Consider the following 22,412-nt stretch of genomic DNA (forward strand, 5'->3'; position numbering starts at 1 on the left):
GATGGCAACGATGGCTCATCCGACGCAACGCTCTTCGGACCGGAATTTCGGGTCGCTGACGTCGTGCGCGATCAGGATCATGGCTATTCCGGCGGCGGAAATCCTCATCGAGCACGGCGCACCAGTGGTGGTCGCCACCAACGACGCCTATCGCCGCGCCGCCCTCAACGACTCGCGGACCCAGGCGGGTTTGCTAGACGAAGTCGCCACCCGGATCGACGCGTTTCTGGCATCGGATCAGGCGTCGATCGAGTTTCCGCTGGCGGTCGGCGATGTCATCGACTGCCGCTATTTCCAGGCAACGTTGACCCGAGCGGCCGAGGGGCATGGCGATGGTTGCGTCCTGATGCTGGTCGACCATACCGCGCAGCACCACACCGAACGCAGCCTGCGTCGCGAGATGACGACCGACAGCCTGACCGGGCTGCCCAATCGCCAGGGTTTCGGCGACCTGATCGAGTCGATGATGGCCAATGGCCAGCGCCACGCGGTGCTGGTGATCGACCTCAATCGATTCGGTCGGTTGAACGCCTGTATGGGGTCACTGGTCGGCGACGAGTTGCTCATTACCGTGGCGCGTCGCCTGAAGGGCGCCTTGCGCTCGCGCGACTCGATCGGACGGATCGGCGGCAACGAATTTGGCATATTGATGATGATCGACGGCAGCGAGGAGGAGGCCCATATCCTTGCCGACCGGATCGATCGGGCCTTGCGCGCGCCGTTCCGGCTGACCGACTATGAGGTCAATGTCGAGGCATCGGTCGGCATCGCCTTCAACGAAGGGCCGGATGGCGATGCCGAGGAGCTGATCCGTCACGCCCAGTTCGCGGTCAAGCACGCCAAGGCGGCGGGGCGGACCGAAGTCTATCACCCCCAGGCCTTCACCATCGCCCGCGCGCAATTCGCGATGGAAACCGCGCTGCGCCGCGCGATCGAGCAGGAAGATCTGCATCTTGCCTATCAACCGATCTGCGACCTGGGTTCGGGCCGAACCATCGCGTTCGAGGCGTTGGCCCGGTGGCGCGATGCCGAGGGGCGCGACCATTCCCCGGTCGATTTCATTCCTGTCGCCGAGGAATCGGGGCTGATCGTGCCGCTGGGCCGCTGGGCCGCGAACAAGGCGCTGCTCGAGCTGGCGGAGTGGGACCGGCGGGCGGGTGGCAATTGCGGCGTGCGCATGTCGGTCAACGTCTCGGCCATCCAGTTGCAGCGCGACGACATACCCGCGCTGATCGAGTCGGCGCTGGCGCGGGCTGGCGTGGCAGGCGAGCGGCTGATCCTGGAACTCACCGAAAGCGCGATCGTCGGCGACCCCGACCGGGTCAGCGCGATCATGAACGCGCTCAAGAAGCTCGGCCCGACCATCGCGATGGACGATTTCGGTACCGGCTATTCCAGCCTCGCCTATCTTCAGAAGCTGCCGATCGACATATTGAAAATCGACCGCAGCTTCGTCTCGGGGATGCTGGCCGACCGCGACAAGATCGCGATCGTCCGCGCCATTCTGGGGCTGGCGCAGGCGTTGGGCATGAAGACCACCGCCGAGGGGATCGAGGCGGTCGAGCTGGGCCAGACGCTGGCCGCTTTGGGGTGCAGCCATGGCCAGGGCTATTATTACGCCCGCCCGCTCGATCCCGAAGCCGCTTGGGCGCTCATCGCCGATCAGGTCTGAGCGACCGCCTCGTCGGCTATATGCCCGACCCGCTCGGCGTCGGGAAAATCTTCCGCAATCCACTGAGTCTCGATCCGACGGAGCAGCCGCGCCACCTCCGGTCCCTTGCCGATCCCGCGTTCGACCAGCGCACCGCCGGTCAGCGGCAGGGCAGGCGGCGTCCAGTCGCGAATCGCCTCGACCGACTCGCCTGCCAGCAACAGACGGTCGACCGCACCCGGCACGCCCACGCGATAGGCAAGCGCGCGTGGCCCTTCGTCACCCGGCCCGGCCGTCGCGGCGATCAGGCGCTTGCGGTCCGTATTGGACAGTTTCAACCGCGCGCCGACAGGCTCTGCCGCTTGCCGAGGCAGAAGCGCGGCAAGTCGCCGGATCGCGTCGGGGGCAATTCCGGCCGTCTCTTCGCGCTCGGCGAGACGGGCCAGCCGCTCCACGCCGTCCGTCTCGATTTCGGGAATGACCGCGCGGAAGATGCCATGCTCGACCATCAGCGCCACGACCGGTACCGCACGGGCGGCGACCAGCAGTTTCAGCAACTCCGCCGCGATCCGCTCGCGGGACAGGGCCATCAGGTCGTTGGCGCGCACGGCACAGGCGGCGAGTCCGGCCTCGTCGACGGCATGGCCGAAGCGCGCATGGAAGCGGAAGAAGCGCAGGATGCGCAAATGATCCTCCGCGATCCGCTGCAACGGGTCGCCGATGAAGCGCACGCGCCCGGCTTTCAAGTCGTCCAGCCCGCCGAAATAGTCGAACAATCCGCCGGTTGCGGGATCGGCATAGAGCGCGTTCATCGTGAAGTCGCGCCGCGCGGCATCCTCGCGCCAGTCATCGGTGAAGGCGACCACGGCATGGCGGCCGTCGGTCGATACGTCGCGGCGTAGCGTCGTGACCTCGACCGGGCCGTCGGGCAGGACGGCGGTGATCGTGCCATGCGCGATGCCGGTCGGCACCGGCTTGAACCCGCTGTCGCGCACCCGGTCGATGACGGTTTCGGGCGAGAGCGGCGTCGCCAGATCGATATCCGCCACCGCCAAGCCCAGCAGCATGTCGCGCACCGCCCCGCCGACGAAGCGCGCCTCCAGTCGCTCGGCCAACGCGATCAGCTCGGGGCGATCGGCCCAGGGTGCGGTTCCGGTCGTCATGCCGCCCATTGCAGCCGCCGCGACAGGTTTACGATCATCGCCGCAGTCGCGCCCCAGATGCGCCGGTCGTTCCATAATATCTCGTAGAAATGGCGGGTCCGCCCGCGCCACGGCGCGCTGACCCGGTGGTGATGGGCAGGATTCAGAAGGAAGGACAACGGCACCTCGAACAGGTCCGCCACTTCCGCCTCGGCGGGGGTGAGCGTCAGGTCGGGCGGGATGACGCCGACGATCGGCGTCACCTCGAACCCGGTGACGGTGCGATAGCGGTCGGCCAGCCCGACGACCGTGACCGTGGCGGGGGGCAGCCCGATCTCTTCCTCCGCCTCGCGCAGCGCGGTCGCGACCAGATCGGCGTCGCCGGGGTCGGCGCGGCCGCCCGGAAAAGCGATCTGCCCGGCATGGTTGCGCAGCGTCTCCGTCCGCTGGGTCAGCAGCACGCCGGGGTCGGCCCGGTCGGTCACGGGCACCAGCACGGCGGCGGCGGTCGGAATGGCCGTGATCTCGTGCGGCTCGACGCCGTCGCCGGTCAGCAGGTCGGTCGCCGGTATCCGCGCCATCGCCGCCGCCAGCCTTTCGGCCAGCGTCATGCGGCGGAGGGGGACGTCAGGGGAAAGAAGATGCCGTCACTCCACACGCCGGGCGCCTCGCCCTCGCCCTCCAGCGCGCGTTCGGCCAGCTCGTAATAGACCGGCCGGGCGATCAGCGCTTCCAGCCCGTCCCGGACGTGCAGATAGGGCCGGGGGCCGTCCTCGCCCTCGACGAAGCGCAGGCCATGGTCCGGCCCCGCCGCGACCAGATCGCCGGTGTTGAGCTGGAACACCAGACGGCCGCTCGCCCCTTCCCCCTCAGCCTTCAGCGCGGTGGCGACGAAGGGCGCATCCTCGACCGCGATGTCGAGCTTTTCGACCGGCGTGACCAGCACATGGCGGCCATCCGGCTCGCGCCGCAAGATGGTGGAGAACAGCCGAACCATGGCGGGCCGGGTAATCGGGCTACCCTGATGGTACCAAGTGCCGTCGCGCGCGATCCGCATCTCGCTGTCACCGCAATGGCTGGGGTGCCATTGCGAGACGGGGGGCAGCTTCTGCGCCTCCATCGCCTGGACGATTTCGGCCAGGCTCAGCGCGGACAGATCGGGGGGCGGTGCCATCGGCATGATGCGAACGAGGTAGGGATGCGGGGCGGGCAGGTAAAGACCCGCATGCTTCAGCCCCGGCCCGTATCGGGGCCGAGCATCCCGGCGAGCGCGGGCACGTCCGGTCCGCGCGCGAGCAGTCGGCGCCGCTCGACCGGGCCGGGCAATCGCCACTCGCCGGTCCGCTCGGCGGAGAAAGCGAAGAAGCGGCCATAATATTCCGGGTCGCCGATCAGCATCATCGCCCGGTCCAGTCCTAACGCGGCGGCGGCGTCCAGCATGTGGCGGAGCAGTTCGCGCCCGATGCCGCCCTGCTGATGCTCCGGCTCGACCGCGACCGGGCCGACCATGACCATCGGATGCGCCTGGCCGTCATCGTCGGTCAGCGCGACGGGCCAGCACTGGATCGACCCGATCAGCCGCTCCTCCTCGACCGCCGCAAAGCACAGCGACGCGATCGGCCGTACGCTGCCGCGCACCTTATAGGCGGTGCGCGCCTGGCGTCCGGGCGGAAAGGCGCGGTCCAGCAGCGCCTCGACCGCATCGGGTGCGACCGCGTCGAGCGGGACAAGAGCGGTCATCACGGGCGGCATGGTCAAGGGGGAGGCGAAGTCCGGTGGCGGGGAAGGGGACGCGCGCCCTTAGCGCGACGGCGGGGGGATGCAAGCTTTCCTTCGCCGCGCGCTCTGCTACAGGCGCAGGGATGGAAGACCGTCTCCAGCTCGAAGTCCACGACCTCGAAGTCCAGGTGCTGACCGGCATCTATTCCGAGGAAACGCACCTGCCGCAGCCGCTGCGCATCTCGCTGACCGTCGATCTCGACTGTCCGGCGCGCTATACGCCCGACAGCCCGCTGACCGAGTCCAAAAATTATCTCGACCTGAAACATGCCGCGACCCAGCTGCCCGAAGGCGTGCATTTCACGCTGATCGAGGGGGTTGCCGACCATATCTGCGACACGCTGTTCCTTCAGGATGCGCGCGTGCGACGGGTGCAGGTGAAGATCGTGAAGCTGGCCATCGCCGAAGAGGGCGAGGCGATCGGCATCACGCTGGTCCGCCATCGGCGCTGAACGGGATGACGGCGCGGCGAGTCGATCTGGCCCCCGACGCCGATATCGCGGCCGTGGTGGCGGGGTATCCGGACGAGGATCTGGTGCTCGTGATCCGGCCCGGCCGCGATGCCGTGGCGCAGGCGATGGTCGAGGCGGCGATCGCTCCGCTCGCCATTGCGGCGGCTCCGGGCGCGCGGATCAATGCGGTGATCCCGGCCGAGGGCGCGATGGAAGAAGCGGTCGCGGCGGCGGTCGCCTATCTCGCCGCCGCGCACGCCGTCACGGGTCAGTCGTTGGCCGTCGGCATCTGACGCTCGCGCCCGCAGGGGCCGAGCTTTTGCAGCACGAAGCGATAATCCTCGCGCGCGGCCTCAGCATTTTCCGGTCCCAGCGACGCGGTGCTGCGATCGGGCAGCGACTCCGGCAGCGCGCAGGCCAGGCGGTACCAGAGCAACGTGTCGCGCGCCGGGGGGGCGGCGGACTCGTCGACGATCTCGCTCAGCGCCACGGCATAACGCCGCTCCTCGCCCGGTCGACGCAACACCGATAGCGATACGGGGCGGTTGTTGGCCGTGGTCAGGAAAATCTGCGTCTCGCCTTCGCCGGGCAGGCTGCCGGGCACGTAGAAGGCGTTGCCGACCCCGGTGATGACCGGCGGCGCATCCGGTGATAGCGCATCGCGCGCGATGGTCCGGCTGCGCTGTTCGGTATCAGGCGTCCAGGGCAGCTGCGCGTCGGGCGCGACCAGCTGGAGCTGATCGGCGGCGTTCGGCACTCGGCGGGCATAGATCAGCACCCGCATCTTCTTGAGCTTCGGGGCGCGGCCCCGCGCATCGGTCGCGGTATCGAACAGATAGCCGACCCGCGCGGGCAGGCCGCCCGCGCCGCGGATCAGTGCGCCGACATCGGCTTCGATATAAAAGCGCTGATGGCCGGGGGCGACTCCGGCGGCCTCGGCGCCCTTGATCGCGGTGGCCGAGCGGATGGTCACATCGGCGATCACCGGTGCCGACAGCACCATATCGGCGAGGTCGGCATAGCCTGGTCCTGTTTGCGCTACCATCGAATCACCCGGCCGGGCCGATGGCGCGGTCGCCATCTGGGCGGGCAGGGGGGCGGCGAACAGGGGAATCGTCAGCGTCAAAGCGCCAGCGCGAATGGCGTGGGACAGGGGATTCATAGCTTCGCGCTACTCCTTTGCACATTAACGGTACAGAAATAATTTCGTCATGCGCAGGTTGTACGTTTATTACGTCCGACAAACTGATTGCACCGCGCCAGCCGTCACGATAGGGTCCAAGGCTCTGCCGCATGCCGAAAGAGCATGGCAGGAGTTTCCCACGTCCCCACGCTACGGCGAGGCGAAACTGGCAGACTGAGGAGTTTCGTTGCTGAATGGCCTATACTGACCAGAAGATGTCCGGGGGCAAGGTGGTCGCGATCGTTATCGTCGTGCTCATCCATGCTGCCCTGGGCTATGCCTTCGTCACGGGGCTGGCTTACCAGTACGTGAAGAAGGCGACCGAGAAGCTCAACACGTTCGACGTGCAAGAGCCGCCGCCCCCACCCCCGCCGGAAGAACCGCCGCCCCCGCCGCCGCCGGAACAGCCCAATGTTCCGCCGCCGCCGACGACGGTCGTGACGCCGCCGCCGATCGTCAACGTGCCGACCCAGGCGCCGACGATCTCGACGACGAGCGTCATTCCGCTTAGCCAGCCGACCGCACCGCCGGCCCCGCCTGCGCCGCCGTCGCCACCTGCCCCGCCGGCTCCGCCTGCGGTCTCGAAGGCGGCCGGCCTGAAGGGCAATCCGGGCCAGTTCTTCGGTCCGGACGCTTATCCGCCCTCGGCCCAGCGCGAAGGCGCGGAAGGTCGCGTGGTTGCCAAGCTGACGGTCGGTACCGACGGACGCGTGACCGATTGCGTCGTCACGACGAGCAGCAACAATCGTGCGCTCGACGATACGACGTGCCGGATCGCGAAGGCGCGCGTGCGCTTCTCGCCCGCGCTTGACCAGGGCGGGAACCCGATCGTGTCGTCCTACACGCTCCCGGTACGCTGGCAGCTGCCGCAGGAATAACGGCTTTTTAGGCCGAACTTAAAAATTCAACGCTTTAGTCAGAGGACCTACCAACCATGCTCACCACCATCCTCGCCGCGGGCGGCGCCGCGGCCGGTGCCGAAAACCCCTACGGTCTCGGCCAGGCTCTCAAGGAAGGCGGCCTCATCTCGCAGTCGGTGTTCACCATCCTCTGCTTGATGTCGATCGTGTCGTTCTACATCCTGTTCTCGAAGCTGTTCGAGCAGCAGAAGATCATCAACCAGTCCAAGCGCGTCCGTCAGGGCTTCTGGTCGTCGAACTCGCTGCGCGAGGGCTCGGCCAAGCTCGAGAAGAACTCGGCCTACAAGCAGATCGTCGACGACGGTCTGGCCGCGCAGGACCAGCACTCGAAGCTGACCGATCCGGTCGAAGCGCATGACTGGCTGCACGGCTCGCTGGCGCGTTCGGAAGCCGCGATCAACTCGAAGCTGGGCGGCGGTCTCGCCTTCCTGGCGACCGTCGGTGCGACCGCGCCGTTTATCGGTCTGTTCGGTACGGTTATCGGCATCTATCGCGCGCTCATCAAGATCGGCTCGTCGGGCCAGGCCTCGATCGACGCCGTCGCCGGTCCGGTCGGTGAAGCGCTCATCATGACCGCTCTGGGTCTCGTCGTCGCCGTTCCGGCGGTGCTCGCCTTCAACTGGCTGCAGCGTCGTAACAAGGGCATCGCGGAAGACCTGTCGTCGTTCTCGAACGACGTGCTGGGCTTCCTGGCCTCGAACGGTGCGGTTCGTCCGGCGGTTGCCGGTGCGGCGAAGCCCGCTGCCGTCAAGGCTCCGGCCGGCACCACCACGGCCGGTCAGGCCGGTGGCGTTCAGACCCGCGCCTGAGCTTAAGGGGGCGGGGCGGCCGTCTCCGGACGGTCGCCCCGCCACCCCCCGCCGCCCATTTCGGGGCGGCGCAAGAATGCATGGATAGGATAGCTCTCTCATGGCGATGAGCGTTGGCGGTGACTCCGCCGAGAAACCGATGTCGGAGATCAACACGACGCCCCTCGTGGACGTCATGCTGGTGCTCCTCATCATCTTCCTGATCGCGGTTCCGGTCGTGATTCAGACCGTTCCGCTGAAGCTGCCGAACGTCCGCTTCGATCCGACCACGACGAAGCCGGAAAACGTGTCGCTCTCGGTGACCAGCGAGAATGGCCAGTGCAAGGTGTACTGGAACCTGACGCCGGTCAGCTCGGACGAACTGCGCACCCGCGCGGTCGAAAAGCTGAAGGCCGAAGTCGAGCGGCTCGGGCCGAACATCACGCCCGACTCGCTGCCCGAAGCGCATATCCGTGGCGACGTGAATACGCCGTACCGGTGCATCGGCGGCACCATCTACACGATGCAGCAGGCCGGTTTCGCGCGGGTCGGCTTCATCTCCGAGCCGCCCCCCGGCGGCAACCCCCGCGCCTGATCGGCCGGGCGGACACAATAGGAGTTAGCACGCCATGGCAATGAGCGCCGGATCCGATGATGGCGAGCCGATGATGGACATGAACACGACGCCGTTGATCGACGTCATGCTCGTGCTCCTCATCATGTTCATCATCACCATCCCGATCCAGACTCACGCGGTGAAGGTCGACCTGCCGGTCAACTCGAAGACCAACACGCCGGTCGTGAATACCGAGAAGAACAAGATCGGTATCGACGCTGCAGGCACGGTCACCTGGAACGGTGCCCCGGTCGACGAGGTGACGCTGCGCCAGTTCCTGGACCAGACAGCCGCGATGAACCCGGAACCCGAACTGCACTTCCAGCCAGCCCCCGACGCGAAGTACGCCAAGGTCGACGAGACCCTGGCCGTCATCAAGCGTTCGGCGGTGACGAAGCTCGGCTTCATCGGCAACGAGCAGTATCGCAACGACTTCTGATCCCTTTCGATCAGGTCGATGATGAAATGGGGCGGTCTCTTCGGAGGCCGCCCTTTTCGTTTTGGGAGGGGGGTATCCCTTGGCCTTCGACTTCGCTCAAGGTGAACGGGGTCAAGGGTTGGCGGATAAGTGGTGGGGGGCAAGGGCTGGATCCGCCATCCGTTCAGTCTGAGCAAAGTCGAAGACCACGCTAAACGCTCGCCCTAAGTAAGCTGAGAGAGCGGGAAGAGGCGACCCTCTCCTACTCGGGACGCGCACATCACTGCCGAACCATGCGAAGCAAATGCCCGGTGCCGCCAATCCTGGGATCAGCCTGTGAGGGCGACGAGCACCCGTAAATTATCAAGCGGCGTCCGGCTCATAACCCACCGCTAGTCATGGGCCGCAAAGGGCCAAACGCCGTCCAAAACTCCGCACCTTTCCCCGCTTGCACACGTTTCACAAAAGTGACACTCTTAAGTCACAAAAATGAAACATAGGAGATGGGCTATGCGTGGAGTGGTATCGGTGTTGCTTGTGGCGGCGGCGGGCGTGGCAGCCCCGGCCATGGCCCAGGATTCTTGGCCGCAGCGCACGGGGTTTCAGGAAATCGCGGCGGGCAATTTTCTTGCCGCCGAGCGGACCTTGCTCGAGGAACGTCGCACCGATCCGAACAGCCCGGAACTGATGCTGAACCTCGCTGCCGTCTATTCCAAGACCGGCCGCACCGCCGATGCGCGCGCGCTGTATGATGCGGTGCTGAAGGAAAAGGCGATTGCGATGGACATGCCGTCGGGTGCGATCCTGTCGTCGCATACCGTCGCCCGTACCGGCTTGCGCCACCTGCCGCAGACGATCGCCGCGCGATAAATCCATTCGGGCAAGTCCGGGCGCCGATGCGTCTGGACATGCCCGGTCCGCCGGGCAGCCAGGCGAGACCGAACAGCACTCACTCCATTCCTCCCCTGGAAGGGGAGGTGGCAGGCCGAAGGCCTGACGGAGGGGTGTCCTGCTGGAAGAGGTTGGTTAACGACCGCAACCCGAGAACCCTGCTCCGTCATCCGCGCAGGGGAGGAACGAGGGGCGGTTCGCTCTGAATACCGACAACCATATCCTCTTTAGCCGCGATGGCGCCAACGCTGGGCCGCTTGCAGGCGGCTAACCCCCTTACAACCGAGGCAGCGTCACCCCGCGCTGACCCATATATTTGCCCGCCCGGTCGGCATAGCTGGTCTCGCAGGGCTCGTTGCCCTTCAGGAACAGGAACTGGCAGGCGCCCTCATTGGCGTAGATCTTGGCGGGCAGCGGGGTGGTGTTGGAAAATTCCAGCGTCACATGCCCCTCCCAGCCCGGCTCCAGCGGCGTGACGTTCACGATGATCCCGCACCGCGCATAGGTCGACTTGCCCAGGCAGATGACCAGCACGTCGCGCGGCACCCGGAAATATTCAACCGTCCGGGCCAGCGCGAAGCTGTTGGGCGGGATGATGCAGACATCGGTCTTGCGGTCGACAAAACTGTTCGACGCGAAGTCCTTGGGGTCGACCACCGCACTGTCGACATTGGTGAAGATCTTGAATTCGTTCGCCACCCGCGCATCATAGCCATAGGACGACAGGCCATAGCTGATGCAGCCGTCGCGGCGCTGGCTCTCGACGAACGGTTCGATCATGCCTTGGGTCTGCGCGGCTTCGCGAATCCAACGGTCGGACAGGATCGACATCTTCATTCCCCTTGATACGCGCCGCTCATCGCCGGATCGCGCGGGCAGGGCAAGCGCCAACCGCAAAAAGGGGCTTGCGGTTGACGCAGCGTCAAGCGGTACGGTCACGCTCATGACTACCATGCTCGACATTACTGAGATCGCCCGCATGACGGGGCTGAGCAGCAGGTCGCTACGCTTCTATGAGGCACGCGGCCTGATCCGGCCGCTGCGCAGCGAGGGCGGGCGGCGCATCTTCGGCGCGGGCGAGCTGGAGCGGCTGCACGCCATCGTCGCCCTCAAGCGCGCGGGCTTCACGCTGGCGGCGATCGGGCGGATGCTCGACCGGCCGGATGCCCGGCTGGCGCCGATGATCGCCGCGCAGCTGGCGGTGGTCGAGGCGCACCGTGCCGTGCTCGCGGAAACGGCAACGCTGCTCCAGTCCATTCAGTCCCGCATCGATGCCGGCGAGCGCATCGACGTCGCGACGCTGTGCTCGCTGATACGAAAAGGGAATGCCATGACGACGACGCAGTGGAAATCGGTGGTCGACCGCCACTTTACCCCGGACGAACAGGCGCATTGGGCGGGGCGGATGGAGGCGCTCGGACCCGATTTCGATCAGAATGCCTATCAGGCGCGCTGGGCCGATCTGGGCCAGCGAATCGCGGCGACGCTGCCGATGGACCCGAATTCGGAAGCCGCGCGGGGGTTCGTGCGCGAGTGGTTCGCCTTGCTGGCGCCGTTCCGTGCGGTGGCGTCGCCGGAAATGTGGGCGGGCGCGACGCGGTTGCACGAGAATCGGGCGGAGTGGGATGGGCAGGCCGATCCCGGCTTCTCCGCCGATGTGTGGCAATTCATGCAGGCCGCCGGTGCGGCGATGCGGGCGCGGGGCGAAGAGCCGGAGGCCTGAAGGCGGTTGTTCACGCGAAGCCGCGACGCCGCGAAGAAGAAGGATGTTCGCGCGGAGGCGCGGAGGACGCAGAGAGAACGTGCAAGGTCGTTGGCGATGGCCAGTACGGACGGCTCTAAACTTCTTATCTGCGCTCTCTGCGCCTCTGCGCGAACAAAATATCCGCGCCTCCGGGCGAATTCAGCCGATCCCCAGATCCGCCGGGCCGAACGCGTCGGGGAGCAGTTCCGACAAACGATAGGTCCGCACCGCATCGCCCTCTGCCGCGCCGCAATGGACGGGCAGGTCGCGGCCGCCCATCTGTGCGGCTTCGTTGATGACCTGGCGACAGCGGCCGCAGGGGCTGACCGGCGTGGCGCCGGTGGGCACGCCGTCCGCGTCCATCGCACCGCCGATCACGCCGATCGCCACGATCTCGCGCAGCCGCCCCGCCGCCGACGCTGTCGCGATCGCGACCGTCTCGGCGCAGAGCGACAGGCCGTAGCTCGCATTCTCGAAATTCGCGCCGGTGATGACCGAGCCGTCCGCCATCAGGAGCGCGGCGCCGACCGCGAAGCGGCTGTACGGCGCATGGGCGTTGCGCGCGGCGTCGCGGGCGGCGGCGATCAAGGCGTGCGGATCGGTGGCATTCATGGCGTGACGACGTCCCAATTTACGGGGCCTTCCACCCCCTCGACCCGGCGGAAATCGCTGGCACGCCACATGCGCCACGGGCGCGCGGCATAATCGGGCTTTAACAGATTGCCGATCGCCCAGACCGGACGGTCGATCGCGGCGGTAATGGTATATTCGCGGTCGAAGGCCTTGGACACGCGCAGCATCACCGGCTTACGGGTATGCGTCTCGACCATCGACACGAAGCGGGTCACATCGGCGACGAGTTGCGCGCGTTCGGGCCGGGCGGTGCAGTCGTCGTGAAAGGACAGGTCGATGGCGGTAGGCAGGGCATCGCCGACGCGCGGCACGAAGATGTTGAAGGCATCCGCCTGCGCTGCGGCGGGCTGGCACAGCGAATAGATATGGACCGCGCCGCGCCGCATCCCCGCCTCGGGCAGGGCGTCCCAATTGCCCTCGAACGACGGGTCGCGCCGGTCGGTGCCCGAAGTGGCGACCAGATAGGCGAAGTCGGCACCGTTCGCGCGCAGCGTGCGCCATTCGACGGCGGGCGGGTTCTCGGGCAGGTCGATGCCCTGCAACGCGTAATGTTCGGTCGCGGGTTGCCAATGCGTCACCCAGTGCCGCCCGCCCGCGCTGATCGCGCCGAGCGCCAGCAGCCCGGCACCGATTTTCCAGAGAATCGCCATCAGTTGCGGATATGCAGGACGCAGAGCAGTGTGAAGAGGCGGCGTGCGGTATCGAAGTCGACCTCAATCTTGCCGGTCAGCCGCTCCTTCAGCATCTGGGCCGCGTCGTTGTGGATGCCCCGCCGGGCCATATCGATGGTCTCGATCTGTTGCGGCGTGGACGCGCGGATCGCCTGGTAATAGCTGTCGCAGATCGCGAAATAGTCCTTGATCGGCCGCCGGAACCGGCCGAGCGCCAGCACCAACGTCTCGATATGCGTGCCGTCCTCGCGGTGCATATGGATGCCGAGACGGCCTTCTTCCGACTCCAGCTTGATCCGGTATGGCCCGGCATAGCCGTCCGCCTGGGGCCGCTGCGGCGCGAAATAATTTTCCTCGATCAGGTCGAAGATCGCGATCCGCCGTTCCTGCTCGACATCGGCCGAGCGCCAGCCCAGGCTGCGCTCGTCGAGTTCGATGGATATGATCCGGGGATCGGCCATGCGAACGGGGATAGTCGCGAAGCGCGTGCGCCGCAAATCCCCCGCTGATCGACGCAATGCGTTTTCATACCGAGCCGCTTCGCGCTAACGCCGGAGAAATGGCCACCCTCGCATTTCAGAACCCCGCTGCCGCCACCGAGCCGCAGCAACTTCCCCGCAATATCGAGGCGGAGGCCGCGCTGCTCGGCGCGATGATGATCGACAACCGGCTGGCCGACGATCTGGTCGACCGGCTGGACCCGGAGCATTTCTTCGAGCCGGTCCATGGCCGCGTGTTCTCCGCGATCAAGAATCTGCGCGCCACCGACATGCTGGCGACCCCCGTCACCCTGCGCCCGATGTTCGAGGCGGATGAGGGGATGAAGGCGCTGGGCGGCCCGTCCTATCTGGCGCAGCTGACCGGATCGGGCGCGGGCCTGATCGGCGCGCGGCAGTTCGCGACGCAGATCTATGACTTGGCGATGCTGCGCGCGCTGGTGACGGTGGGGCGGACGCTGGTCGACCGCGCGATGGACACGTCTGAAGAGGTGAACCCGCGCGCCCAGATCGAGCTGGCCGAGAACGAGCTGTTCAAGGTGGCAGCGGACGGCGGCTCCGAGAATGCGGTGAAGAGCTTCTCCCAGGCCACCACTATGGCGGTCAAGAATGCCGAGCGGGCGCTCAATTCGGGCGGCCATGTCTCGGGCATCACCACGGGTCTCGACTCGGTCAATGCCAAGATCGGCGGTATGCATCGTTCCGACTTGATGATCCTGGCGGGCCGTCCGGGCATGGGCAAGACCTCGCTGGCGACCAACATCGCGTTCAACGCCGCGCGCCGCTGGATGCGCGACATGCAGGACGGCATTCCGCCGTCGGAGTCGGTCGGCGCCAAGGTCGCCTTCTTCAGCCTCGAAATGTCGGCCGACCAGCTGGCGACACGTATCCTGGCCGAGCAGTCGGGGATCAGCTCCGAAGCGCTGCGCATGGGCAAGATTAGCCGCAACGAGTTCGCCCAACTTGCCGCCGCCGCCGCCGAACTGGAGCAGTTGCCGCTGTTCATCGACGATACCGGCGGCCTGACCATCTCGGCGCTGCACACTCGCGTCCGGCGTTTGCAGCGGCGGCTGAACAACGAACTGGGTCTGGTCGTGGTCGACTATCTCCAGCTGCTGACCGGCTCGGGCAAGTCGTCCGAGGGCAACCGCGTGCAGGAAATCTCCGAGATTTCGCGCGGGCTGAAGACGCTGGCCAAGGACATGAACGTGCCGGTGCTGGCGCTGTCGCAGCTGTCCCGTGCGGTCGAACAGCGCGAGGACAAGCGCCCGATGCTGTCCGACCTTCGCGAGTCCGGCTCGATCGAGCAGGACGCCGACATGGTCTGGTTCGTCTTCCGCGAAGACTATTACATGATGCAGCGCGAGCCTAAGCGCCCGATGGAAGGCGATGACGGCAAGGTCTTCGAGGACCATGCGAAGTGGGCGACCGAGGTGGAGCGGGTGTACGGCCTGGCGGAGTTGATCGTCGCCAAGCAGCGTCACGGCGCGACCGGCAAGGTGGTGATGAAGTTCGACCCGACGATCACGCGGTTTACGGACTTCGCAGGGTACTAAACTCCACCTCCGTTCAGCCTGAGCCCTTCGGCTGGCTGGCAAGCCAGCCGCTCAGGATAAACTTCGGCGCTTCGCGCCGAAGTCGAAGGCCACGGGATAACCTCTGCCAAATGGCGAAGTCGGGGCGCGTACTTCGACTTCGCTCAGTGCGAACGGGGGGAAGACCCTTGTCATTTTCCTCTCACGACCCCGGCGGAGGCCGGGGTCCAGATGCCACCAAGTGAAGGCGCGCAAGACGATGCGGGGGAGGCCTGTCCCGTCGCTCGCTTATGTCTCCCACGCGACGTCTCGCGCGCTACCGAGCGCATCGCAACTGGACCCCGGCCTTCGCCGGGGTGGTGCGGGAGTTTAGCTCGGTCGAACAGCTTCGACCGGCCGGTGTATCCCGCATTCCACCTTGTCGAAGCCACGCCAGCGGCCGGAACGGGGGTCTTCGCCGGGTTTCACCTTGCTGGTGCAGGGCGCACATCCGATCGACAGATAGCCTTCGGCCTCCAGCGGATGACGGGGCAGGTTATGGGCCGCAAAATAGTCGTCCAGCGCCGCCTTGTCCCAGTCCGCCAGCGGGTTGAGCTTCAACCGACCATCCTCGACCTCGAAGCGGGGCAGGGCGCGGCGGGTGCCCGCCTGGAAGCCCTTGCGGCCCGAAATCCATGCCTCGAACGGCGCGAGACCACGCGCGAGCGGCTCGACCTTGCGCAGGTCGCAGCAGCCATCGGGGTCGTATCCGTGGCGGATGCCGTCCGGGTCCTTTGCCGCCAGCAATGCGGGGGCGGGGCGGATCACACGAACGTCGAGCAGGCCCAGCCGCTCGACCAGCGTGTCGCGATAGGCCAACGTCTCGGGAAACATCTTCAGCGTATCAGTGAACACTACCGGGGTCGCCGGATCGGCCTGTGCGACCATGTGCAGCAGTACCGCAGACTCGGTGCCGAAGGACGAAACCACCGCGATCTGCCCGTGCAGCTCTCCGACCAGCAGGGTGCGCAGCATGTCCGGCGCGGGCACGCTAGCGAAGCGCGCATCATATGAGGCCGCATCCTCGTCCGTATAGGTCGGCCGCACGTCTATCCGGTCGAGCGCACGCTCAGCCATGGCGCAGTTTCCACACTGGCACGCGCGCATCGGCGGCCTTTTGATAGGGCTGCGGATAGAGTGCGAGCAGCTTGGCAAGCGTCGCGGCGTCGACCGGCTTTTCGGGCGCGAAGCTGTCGAAGCCGCAGCGGCGCATATGCGGAATCTGGTCGACCAGCACGTCGCCCGCCGCGCGCAGCTCGCCTTCGAACCCAGCCTCACGCAGGATACGCGCCGCCGAATAGCCACGCCCGTCGCGAAAGGTCGGGAAGCTGATCTCGACCAGCGCGATCTGGCCGAGATGGTCGAGCAGTTCGCGCGCGTCGTCACCCGCCTCCAGGCGGACCGCGGTGGCGTTGGTCTGGCCCAGGAACGCATCCAGCGTCACCGCCGGTTCGTCATGCACCACGTCGTCGCGAAAACGCAGCAGCGTCTCGCCCGCATTCGTGTTCACGGTGATGGGATCAACCATAGATCGCTTCCTTGAACGGCTGCATGCCGACGCGGCGATAGGTGTCGAGGAAGCGTTCGCCGCCCTCGCGGAGTTCGACATAACGGTCGGTCACGCGCTCGATCGCGTCGACCACGCCGTCCTCGTCGAAGCCGGGGCCGGTGATCTTGCCGAGCGACACATCCTCCGCGCCCGATCCGCCGAGCAGCAGCTGGTAATTCTCGGTGCCCTTCTTATCGACCCCCAAAATGCCGATATGCCCGGCATGATGATGGCCGCAGGCGTTGATGCAGCCCGAAATCTTCAGCTTCAGCTCGCCCAGCTCGCGCTGCCGCCCGGCGAAGCGCTCGCCGATCTTCTGCGCCAGCGGGATGGAGCGCGCATTGGCCAGGCTGCAATAATCCAGGCCCGGGCAGGCGATGATGTCCGAGATCAGGTCCAGGTTCGCTTCGGCCAGCCCGGCGTCGCGAAGCGCGGTCCAGATGGCGTACAGGTCGGCCTTGCGGACGTGCGGCAGGACGATGTTCTGGGCGTGGGTGACGCGCAGCTCGTCATGGCCGTAACGCTCGGCGAGGTCCGCCATCAGGTCGATCTGGTCGGCCGAGGCGTCGCCGGGGATGCCGCCGATCGGCTTCAGGCTGATCGTGACGATGGCATGGCCCCGCTGCTTGTGCGCCGCGACATTCTGGTCGAGCCAGACCGCGAAGTCGGGGTCGGAGCGGTCGACCGTGTCCGGCGCATCGCTGGCGAAGTCGGGTCCCGCGAACATGGCGGTGATCCGTTCCAGCTCGGCGAGCGGCGGGTCGATGCCGAGGTCGCGGATCGCGGCGAACTCCGCCTCGACCTGCTCGCGATACGCGTCGACGCCGATCTCGTGGAGCAGGATCTTGATCCGCGCCTTGTAGATATTATCGCGGCGGCCATAGCGGTTATAAACGCGCAGGCATGCCTCCAGATAGCTCATCAGATGGTCGGCAGTGATAAAGTCCTTCACCTCATGCGCGATCATCGGGGTGCGACCCATGCCGCCGCCGACGAAGATCTTCGCACCCAGCACCCCGTCCCGCTCCAGCAGCTGGATACCAATATCGTGCAGCCGCATCGCCGCGCGATCCTCGTCCGCTGCGATCACCGCGATCTTGAACTTGCGCGGCAGGTAGGTGAACTCGGGGTGGAAGGTCGACCATTGCCGCAGCAGCTCGGCCCAGGGGCGCGGATCGGCGACCTCGTCGGCGGCGGCTCCGGCGAACTGATCCGACGAGATGTTGCGGATGCAATTGCCCGAGGTCTGGATGGCGTGCATCTGCACCGTCGCCAGCTCGGCCAGGATGTCGGGCGCATCGGCCAGCTTGATCCAGTTATACTGGATGTTCTGGCGCGTGGTGAAATGGCCGTAACCGCGATCGTACTTGCGTGCGATATGGCCCAGCATCCGCATCTGGCGGCTGTCCAGCGTGCCATAGGGCACCGCGACGCGCAGCATATAGGCGTGGAGCTGAAGATAGAGGCCGTTCATCAGCCGCAGCGGCTTGAACTGGTCCTCGGTCAGCGCGCCCGACAGGCGGCGCTCCACCTGGTCGCGAAATTCCTCGACACGGGCATCGACGATGCTCTGGTCATATTCGTCATAGCGATACATGGCGGTTCTCTCAGATGACCCAGGCGCCGGCATCCGCATCGGCGGGCTTCAGCGTCAGGTCGGGGCGCACCGTGGGGCCGAGCGCGCGGATACGGTCCTTGATATGGGCGGGGCGGGGGCCTTGTTCGGTCGCCTCGGCATCGATCAGATAGGGCACGTTGACCCGGCGCGCGCCTTCCTCGGCGCGAAGGATCGCCTCGCCCTGTCCGCCGACATCGACCGCGTCCTCGATATGACGCGACCAGTCGCGCCCCGTCCACCAGACGACATCGCCGGTACCCAAGTCATTGCCCGTCAACAGCTTCATGCGCTCATTCCTTCCGCCACGCGGGCCCAACGCGCGAGCTTGTCTTCGGCATCCGACAGGGTCACGACTTCGCCGACGACGATAATCGCCGGGCTTTGCACCCGCTCCCGCTCGACCATCGGTCCCAGATCGGCGAGCAAAGTGCGGATCGCGCGGTGGCCCTCCAGCGTGCCGCGTTCCAGCACGGCGACCGGCATGTCGGGGGCGACGCCGTCGGCCATCAGCTTGTCGGCGATACCGTTCGCGGTCGCCACGCCCATATAGATGACGAGCGTGCGCCCCTGGCCCGCCAGTCCCGACCAGTCCTGATCGGTCAGCCCCTTGCACTGGCCCGCGACGAACGAGACGGCCGAACTATGATCGCGGTGGGTGAGCGGCAGCATCGCCTCTGCCGCGCAGCCGAGTGCTGCCGACACGCCGGGGATCACCTCGACGGGGAGCCCGGCGGCGCGCACCGCCTCCACCTCTTCGCCGCCGCGGCCGAAGATGAAGGGGTCGCCGCCCTTTAGCCGCACGACGATCGCGCCGGTCTTCACATGCGCGACGATCAGCGCGTTGATCGCCTCCTGCGACAAAGTGTGCCGCGCCCGCCGCTTGGCGACCGAGATGCGTTGCGCCTCTGGCGGCGCGAGGTCGAGGACGCGGGGGTCGATCAACCCGTCATGGACCAGGACGTCGGCGGTCTTCAGCGCCTCGACCGCGCGGACGGTCAGCAGGCCCGGATCGCCGGGGCCTGCACCAACCAGGATCACGCGGCCGCGCGCGGTGGGGTCGAGAAGGGTAGCCATGCTCCACAGATGATCCCCCGGGCCGGGATCGACAACCGAGTGATGCTTGGGTCGACGGTAGATCAGCTTCGCCATGCTGCGCTGCATATAGTATAAGATATTGTGTATTTATCGGAGTTATGATTGAATGGCGTGGGAGATAAAAAGAAGGGGGAATCGAGGCGATGTTGAAATCATCGAATCGGATATATGGCTTTAGTGCATCTTTGATTGCGTTCATGTGGGCGGGCGTTGCGTCGGCACAGGTGGCGCCGGGCGGGGCAGCCGATCCAGCACAGGACGACGTTCCTGCCGTGACCGGCGTGGCGGCATCGACAGACAAGATCGACGCCAAGCAGGAAAAGTCCGATCCCGGCGACGTGATCGTCACCGGCACGCGCATCGTGCGTCCGAACATGACCAGCAACGCGCCGATCACGACCATCGACTCGACCTATCTGAAGGAGCGGGGGCTGGCGCGCATCGAGGACGCGCTGGCGCAGTTGCCGCAGGTCACGCCGATGCTGGGTCTGCAGGGCCAGAGCTGGACGTCCGGCTCCGCGCCGGTGGGCTTGCGCAATCTAGGTGCGGGCCGCACGCTGACGCTGCTCAACGGGCAGCGGATGGACAATGACGTCAACATCATCCCCGGCGCGCTGATCGAGCGGATCGACATCATGACCGGCGGCGCGTCGGCGGTGTACGGCTCGGACGCGATCGCGGGCGTCGTCAACTTCATCGTGAAGCGCAAGTTCAACGGCATCGCCTTCGACGGCGAGGTCAGCGGCTTCAACCACAATAACAATAGTCCGCTGCTCGCGAAGGTCGCGCAGGATGCGGGCTATACCTATCCGCGCGGGTCCTATCTGGGCGGCGGCAATTATTTCGCGTCGGTGGCGGCGGGGCAGAATTTGCTGGGCGACCGGCTGAACATCAGCGCCTTCGCGACGTACAAAAAGGCCGACCCGATCCAGTTCCGCAATATCGATACCGTCAACTGCCCGCTTCTGATGTTCGATCCCAACAATCGGGATGCGGGCAACACGAAATGGGCCTGCGACGGCACGACCTACAATCCCTATAATTATTTCAGCATCAATGGTCAGGATCGGACCAATGCGCGCGACGGTTCGCGTAGCTTTCGTCCCTATGACACGGCGGACGAGGTGCGTATCCAGCGCATCGACTCGATCCAGCGGCGGAGTGAAACGGTCAACAGCGGTGGTTTCCTGACGGCGGAATTGCCGCTGGGGATGCGGCTGAATGGCAGCTTCCTGTACAGCCGTATCGTGGAGACGGGCGCCAATTCGGTCGATGGCGGGCTGTGGACACCCGCCGCACCGGTCAATTGCGACAATCCGTTCCTTAGCGCGTCGCAGGCCCAGGAAATTTGTGGCGCAGCGGCGGGCAGCACCGCGCTCAGCAATCCTATTGCGCTGTCGCTGTTCCGTCCCGGCATGATGGTGAACTTTCGCAACACGACCAGCGATTGGCGCGGTTCGCTAAATCTGTCGGGGATGATCGTCGACAAGATCCGGTTCGAACTCAGCTATCAGCAGACCCGCAACATCATGAACGGGTCGGCCGATCATCAATGGATGCCGGATCAGGCCGATCGCCTGGCGCGCGGGCTTCAGGTTCGCAACGTGAACGGCGTGCCGACCTGCTTGTCCAAGATTAACGGCACGGACCCCGATTGCCAGCCGATCGACGCCTTTTCGTCCAACACCTCGATCAGCGACGCGGTCTATAACTGGGTGAGCGGCACGGGCAGCCGTCGCCAGCAGAACGATCTGGAGGTTATCAACGCGATCGTGTCCGGCACGCTAGAGGACTACGGGATCAAGAGCCCGTTCGCGACCAACGGCGTCGGCTTTGCGATCACCGGAGAATACCGCAAATATCGCAACCAGTCGCAGGGCTTCGGCTCATGGTCGAACTTCACGACCTTCGATGGGCGAACCAGCGTGAAGGAACTGGGCGGTGAAATCGACATTCCGCTGGTCGAGGACAAGCCCTTCGTCAAGGAACTCAGCGTCAACGGCGGATATCGGATTTCCGATTACGACGTTTATCAGAATCTGATCCACAGCTGGAAGGCGGAGGCGAGTTGGGCGCCGGTGGATGGCCTGCGCTTCCGGGGCAGCTACAACCGTGCGGTCCGGGTGGGCGTGCTCCAGCGCCTGGAGGGCGAGAACCGCTATCCCAACACGCCGATGCTCGATCTGTGCGCGCCGCCGCGTGCGTCGAGCGATGGCAAGGGCGCAAAGCGCTATACGTTCGATCAGTGCTCGATCGGTATGACGCGGGCGCAATATGATGCGCTGACCAGTTATACCGGCTGCGATTCCAACGGCTTCTGCCCGACGACCTTGGTCAACGGCGGCAATTCTGACCTCCAGCCGGAACGATCGCGCAGCAAGACGCTGGGTGTGGTGTTCCAGCCGCGCGTCATCCCAGGGCTGACGGCCTCGGCCGACTGGTACGATATCAACATCCAGGGCGCGTTCGAATGGACCCGCATCGGCATGGCGTTCAACCAATGCTATGACAACAAGGTGCAGTTCTTCTGCCAATTCTACAAGCGCGATCCCCAGACGGGGCAGCTTCTGATCGCCGACGCCCGCTATAACAATTCGGGCTATACCGCGACACGGGGCATAGATTTCAGCACCAATTACGCGCTCGATCCCAAGCGGTTCGGCATGAAGGATAATATCGGTACCTTCGGGCTAAACTTCAACGGGACCCTGACCACCAAGTACGAGCGCCAGTTCGCGCCGGGCAATACGCCCTGGTCGTGCCTGGGTTATTTTGGCTTTGCCTGCGGCGATCCGATGCCGCGCTGGCGCCACGTCGCTGGCGTCAACTGGCAGTTGCCGTGGATCAAGGGCGGACTTGGCTTCACCTGGCGTTATACCGGCCCGACGAACAATTCGAAGCTGTCGACCAATACGGTTCTGGCGGCAGCGCCGGGCCAGACCTATCCGCTGGCCAATCGTATTCCGGGCTACAGCTACTTCGACTTCAACACCAACGTGACGCTCGTGAAGGGGATCGACGTGCGGTTCAACGTTCAGAACCTGTTCGACAAGGACCCGCCGCTGATCGGTTACGATACCCAATATGCCATCGGCCAGTATTTCAACACCTTCCCGACCTATTATACGGTACGGGGACGCACGCTGCGGGTCGGCATTTCTGCCCGCTTCTAAACGACGGCATGGCCCGGA

The 22,412-nt window shown here is 65.7% G+C and carries 25 protein-coding genes; 11 read left to right on the forward strand and 14 right to left on the reverse strand.

What is annotated here, in order from left to right:
* The first annotated feature begins 79 nt into the window (after positions 1–79).
* On the forward strand, positions 80–1,672 hold the full coding sequence (locus KV697_RS16370; protein WP_219019094.1) for a putative bifunctional diguanylate cyclase/phosphodiesterase: 1,593 nt from the start codon (positions 80–82) through the stop codon (positions 1,670–1,672).
* Here KV697_RS16370 and KV697_RS16375 read toward each other — a convergent pair.
* Genes KV697_RS16375 through KV697_RS16390 form a run of 4 tightly spaced genes read right to left on the reverse strand, consistent with a single transcriptional unit; the run spans position 1,663 to position 4,533 of the window.
* Positions 1,663–2,823: a CCA tRNA nucleotidyltransferase gene (locus KV697_RS16375; RefSeq protein WP_219021452.1), complete on the reverse strand. Its 1,161-nt coding sequence runs from the start codon at positions 2,821–2,823 to the stop codon at positions 1,663–1,665. The two genes, KV697_RS16370 and KV697_RS16375, sit on opposite strands and share 10 nt — an antisense overlap.
* On the reverse strand, positions 2,811–3,404 hold the full coding sequence (locus KV697_RS16380; protein WP_219019095.1) for a CoA pyrophosphatase: 594 nt from the start codon (positions 3,402–3,404) through the stop codon (positions 2,811–2,813). Before KV697_RS16380 ends, KV697_RS16375 begins: the two co-directional genes overlap by 13 nt.
* Positions 3,401–3,973 (reverse strand): DUF1285 domain-containing protein, encoded by a 573-nt coding sequence (locus KV697_RS16385; protein WP_219019096.1) that lies wholly within the window; start codon positions 3,971–3,973, stop codon positions 3,401–3,403. The genes KV697_RS16380 and KV697_RS16385 overlap by 4 nt, the downstream gene beginning before the upstream one ends.
* A gap of 50 nt (positions 3,974–4,023) precedes the next feature.
* Positions 4,024–4,533: a GNAT family N-acetyltransferase gene (locus KV697_RS16390; RefSeq protein WP_219019097.1), complete on the reverse strand. Its 510-nt coding sequence runs from the start codon at positions 4,531–4,533 to the stop codon at positions 4,024–4,026.
* 122 nt (positions 4,534–4,655) lie between these two features.
* Here KV697_RS16390 and KV697_RS16395 point away from each other — a divergent pair, with 122 nt between their 5' ends.
* Together KV697_RS16395 and KV697_RS16400 are read left to right on the forward strand one after the other, a co-directional pair.
* Complete coding sequence (locus KV697_RS16395; RefSeq protein WP_175313995.1) at positions 4,656–5,024, forward strand: dihydroneopterin aldolase; 369 nt, start codon at positions 4,656–4,658, stop codon at positions 5,022–5,024.
* Positions 5,025–5,029: 5 nt separating this feature from the next.
* Entirely contained in the window at positions 5,030–5,317 is a 288-nt protein-coding gene (locus tag KV697_RS16400) for a Rossmann fold domain-containing protein (protein ID WP_219019098.1), read from the forward strand.
* Here the strand turns inward: KV697_RS16400 and KV697_RS16405 are convergent.
* Positions 5,293–6,186: a hypothetical protein gene (locus KV697_RS16405; RefSeq protein WP_257575382.1), complete on the reverse strand. Its 894-nt coding sequence runs from the start codon at positions 6,184–6,186 to the stop codon at positions 5,293–5,295. The genes KV697_RS16400 and KV697_RS16405 overlap by 25 nt on opposite strands.
* 215 nt (positions 6,187–6,401) lie before the next feature.
* Here KV697_RS16405 and KV697_RS16410 point away from each other — a divergent pair, with 215 nt between their 5' ends.
* The 5 genes from KV697_RS16410 to KV697_RS16430 all read left to right on the forward strand — a co-directional run bounded on the left by KV697_RS16410 (position 6,402) and on the right by KV697_RS16430 (position 9,819).
* Positions 6,402–7,085: an energy transducer TonB gene (locus KV697_RS16410; protein WP_219019099.1), complete on the forward strand. Its 684-nt coding sequence runs from the start codon at positions 6,402–6,404 to the stop codon at positions 7,083–7,085.
* A gap of 56 nt (positions 7,086–7,141) precedes the next feature.
* Entirely contained in the window at positions 7,142–7,936 is a 795-nt protein-coding gene (locus tag KV697_RS16415; RefSeq protein WP_219019100.1) for a MotA/TolQ/ExbB proton channel family protein, read from the forward strand.
* Between the two features lie 100 nt (positions 7,937–8,036).
* Positions 8,037–8,510, forward strand: a complete 474-nt coding sequence (locus tag KV697_RS16420) for an ExbD/TolR family protein (RefSeq protein ID WP_175314003.1) — start codon at positions 8,037–8,039, stop codon at positions 8,508–8,510.
* 34 nt (positions 8,511–8,544) lie between these two features.
* Positions 8,545–8,970 (forward strand): ExbD/TolR family protein, encoded by a 426-nt coding sequence (locus KV697_RS16425; RefSeq protein WP_175314005.1) that lies wholly within the window; start codon positions 8,545–8,547, stop codon positions 8,968–8,970.
* A 489-nt stretch (positions 8,971–9,459) separates the two neighbouring features.
* Positions 9,460–9,819: a tetratricopeptide repeat protein gene (locus KV697_RS16430; protein ID WP_219019101.1), complete on the forward strand. Its 360-nt coding sequence runs from the start codon at positions 9,460–9,462 to the stop codon at positions 9,817–9,819.
* A gap of 297 nt (positions 9,820–10,116) precedes the next feature.
* Here the strand turns inward: KV697_RS16430 and dcd are convergent, their stop codons facing one another.
* Positions 10,117–10,671, reverse strand: coding sequence for a dCTP deaminase (gene dcd / locus KV697_RS16435; RefSeq protein ID WP_219019102.1), 555 nt, complete (start codon positions 10,669–10,671; stop codon positions 10,117–10,119).
* Between the two features lie 112 nt (positions 10,672–10,783).
* Here dcd and KV697_RS16440 point away from each other — a divergent pair, with 112 nt between their 5' ends.
* Complete coding sequence (locus KV697_RS16440) at positions 10,784–11,563, forward strand: MerR family transcriptional regulator (RefSeq protein WP_219019103.1); 780 nt, start codon at positions 10,784–10,786, stop codon at positions 11,561–11,563.
* A gap of 180 nt (positions 11,564–11,743) precedes the next feature.
* Here KV697_RS16440 and KV697_RS16445 read toward each other — a convergent pair whose 3' ends face one another.
* From KV697_RS16445 to KV697_RS16455, 3 genes are read right to left on the reverse strand one after another with little or no spacing between them, the layout of a single operon-like run.
* Positions 11,744–12,196, reverse strand: a complete 453-nt coding sequence (locus KV697_RS16445; protein WP_219019104.1) for a cytidine deaminase — start codon at positions 12,194–12,196, stop codon at positions 11,744–11,746.
* Complete coding sequence (locus tag KV697_RS16450; RefSeq protein ID WP_219019105.1) at positions 12,193–12,867, reverse strand: GH25 family lysozyme; 675 nt, start codon at positions 12,865–12,867, stop codon at positions 12,193–12,195. The genes KV697_RS16445 and KV697_RS16450 overlap by 4 nt, the downstream gene beginning before the upstream one ends.
* Positions 12,867–13,349 carry a UPF0262 family protein gene (locus KV697_RS16455; protein WP_219019106.1) on the reverse strand — a complete coding sequence of 161 codons (483 nt, stop codon included), beginning with the start codon at positions 13,347–13,349 and terminating at the stop codon, positions 12,867–12,869. Before KV697_RS16455 ends, KV697_RS16450 begins: the two co-directional genes overlap by 1 nt.
* A 98-nt stretch (positions 13,350–13,447) precedes the next feature.
* Here KV697_RS16455 and KV697_RS16460 point away from each other — a divergent pair, with 98 nt between their 5' ends.
* Entirely contained in the window at positions 13,448–14,941 is a 1,494-nt protein-coding gene (locus KV697_RS16460; protein ID WP_056430330.1) for a replicative DNA helicase, read from the forward strand.
* 348 nt (positions 14,942–15,289) lie between these two features.
* Here KV697_RS16460 and KV697_RS16465 read toward each other — a convergent pair whose 3' ends face one another.
* Genes KV697_RS16465 through cobA form a run of 5 tightly spaced genes read right to left on the reverse strand, consistent with a single transcriptional unit; the run spans position 15,290 to position 19,200 of the window.
* A complete protein-coding gene (locus KV697_RS16465; protein ID WP_219019107.1) occupies positions 15,290–16,036 on the reverse strand; it encodes a phosphoadenylyl-sulfate reductase in 747 nt (248 codons plus the stop codon).
* Complete coding sequence (locus KV697_RS16470) at positions 16,029–16,487, reverse strand: DUF934 domain-containing protein (protein ID WP_219019108.1); 459 nt, start codon at positions 16,485–16,487, stop codon at positions 16,029–16,031. The genes KV697_RS16465 and KV697_RS16470 overlap by 8 nt, the downstream gene beginning before the upstream one ends.
* A complete protein-coding gene (locus KV697_RS16475; protein ID WP_219019109.1) occupies positions 16,480–18,105 on the reverse strand; it encodes a nitrite/sulfite reductase in 1,626 nt (541 codons plus the stop codon). Before KV697_RS16475 ends, KV697_RS16470 begins: the two co-directional genes overlap by 8 nt.
* Before the next feature lie 10 nt (positions 18,106–18,115).
* Positions 18,116–18,412, reverse strand: coding sequence for a DUF2849 domain-containing protein (locus tag KV697_RS16480; protein ID WP_056430319.1), 297 nt, complete (start codon positions 18,410–18,412; stop codon positions 18,116–18,118).
* On the reverse strand, positions 18,409–19,200 hold the full coding sequence (gene cobA / locus KV697_RS16485; protein WP_219021454.1) for a uroporphyrinogen-III C-methyltransferase: 792 nt from the start codon (positions 19,198–19,200) through the stop codon (positions 18,409–18,411). The genes KV697_RS16480 and cobA overlap by 4 nt, the downstream gene beginning before the upstream one ends.
* A gap of 218 nt (positions 19,201–19,418) precedes the next feature.
* On the opposite strand from cobA, the gene KV697_RS16490 reads away from it, so the two are divergent.
* A complete protein-coding gene (locus KV697_RS16490; RefSeq protein WP_219019110.1) occupies positions 19,419–22,394 on the forward strand; it encodes a TonB-dependent receptor domain-containing protein in 2,976 nt (991 codons plus the stop codon).
* Positions 22,395–22,412 lie beyond the last annotated feature (18 nt).

It is taken from the genome of Sphingomonas sanguinis (assembly GCF_019297835.1).
In the GTDB taxonomy this organism is placed as follows: domain Bacteria; phylum Pseudomonadota; class Alphaproteobacteria; order Sphingomonadales; family Sphingomonadaceae; genus Sphingomonas; species Sphingomonas sanguinis_D.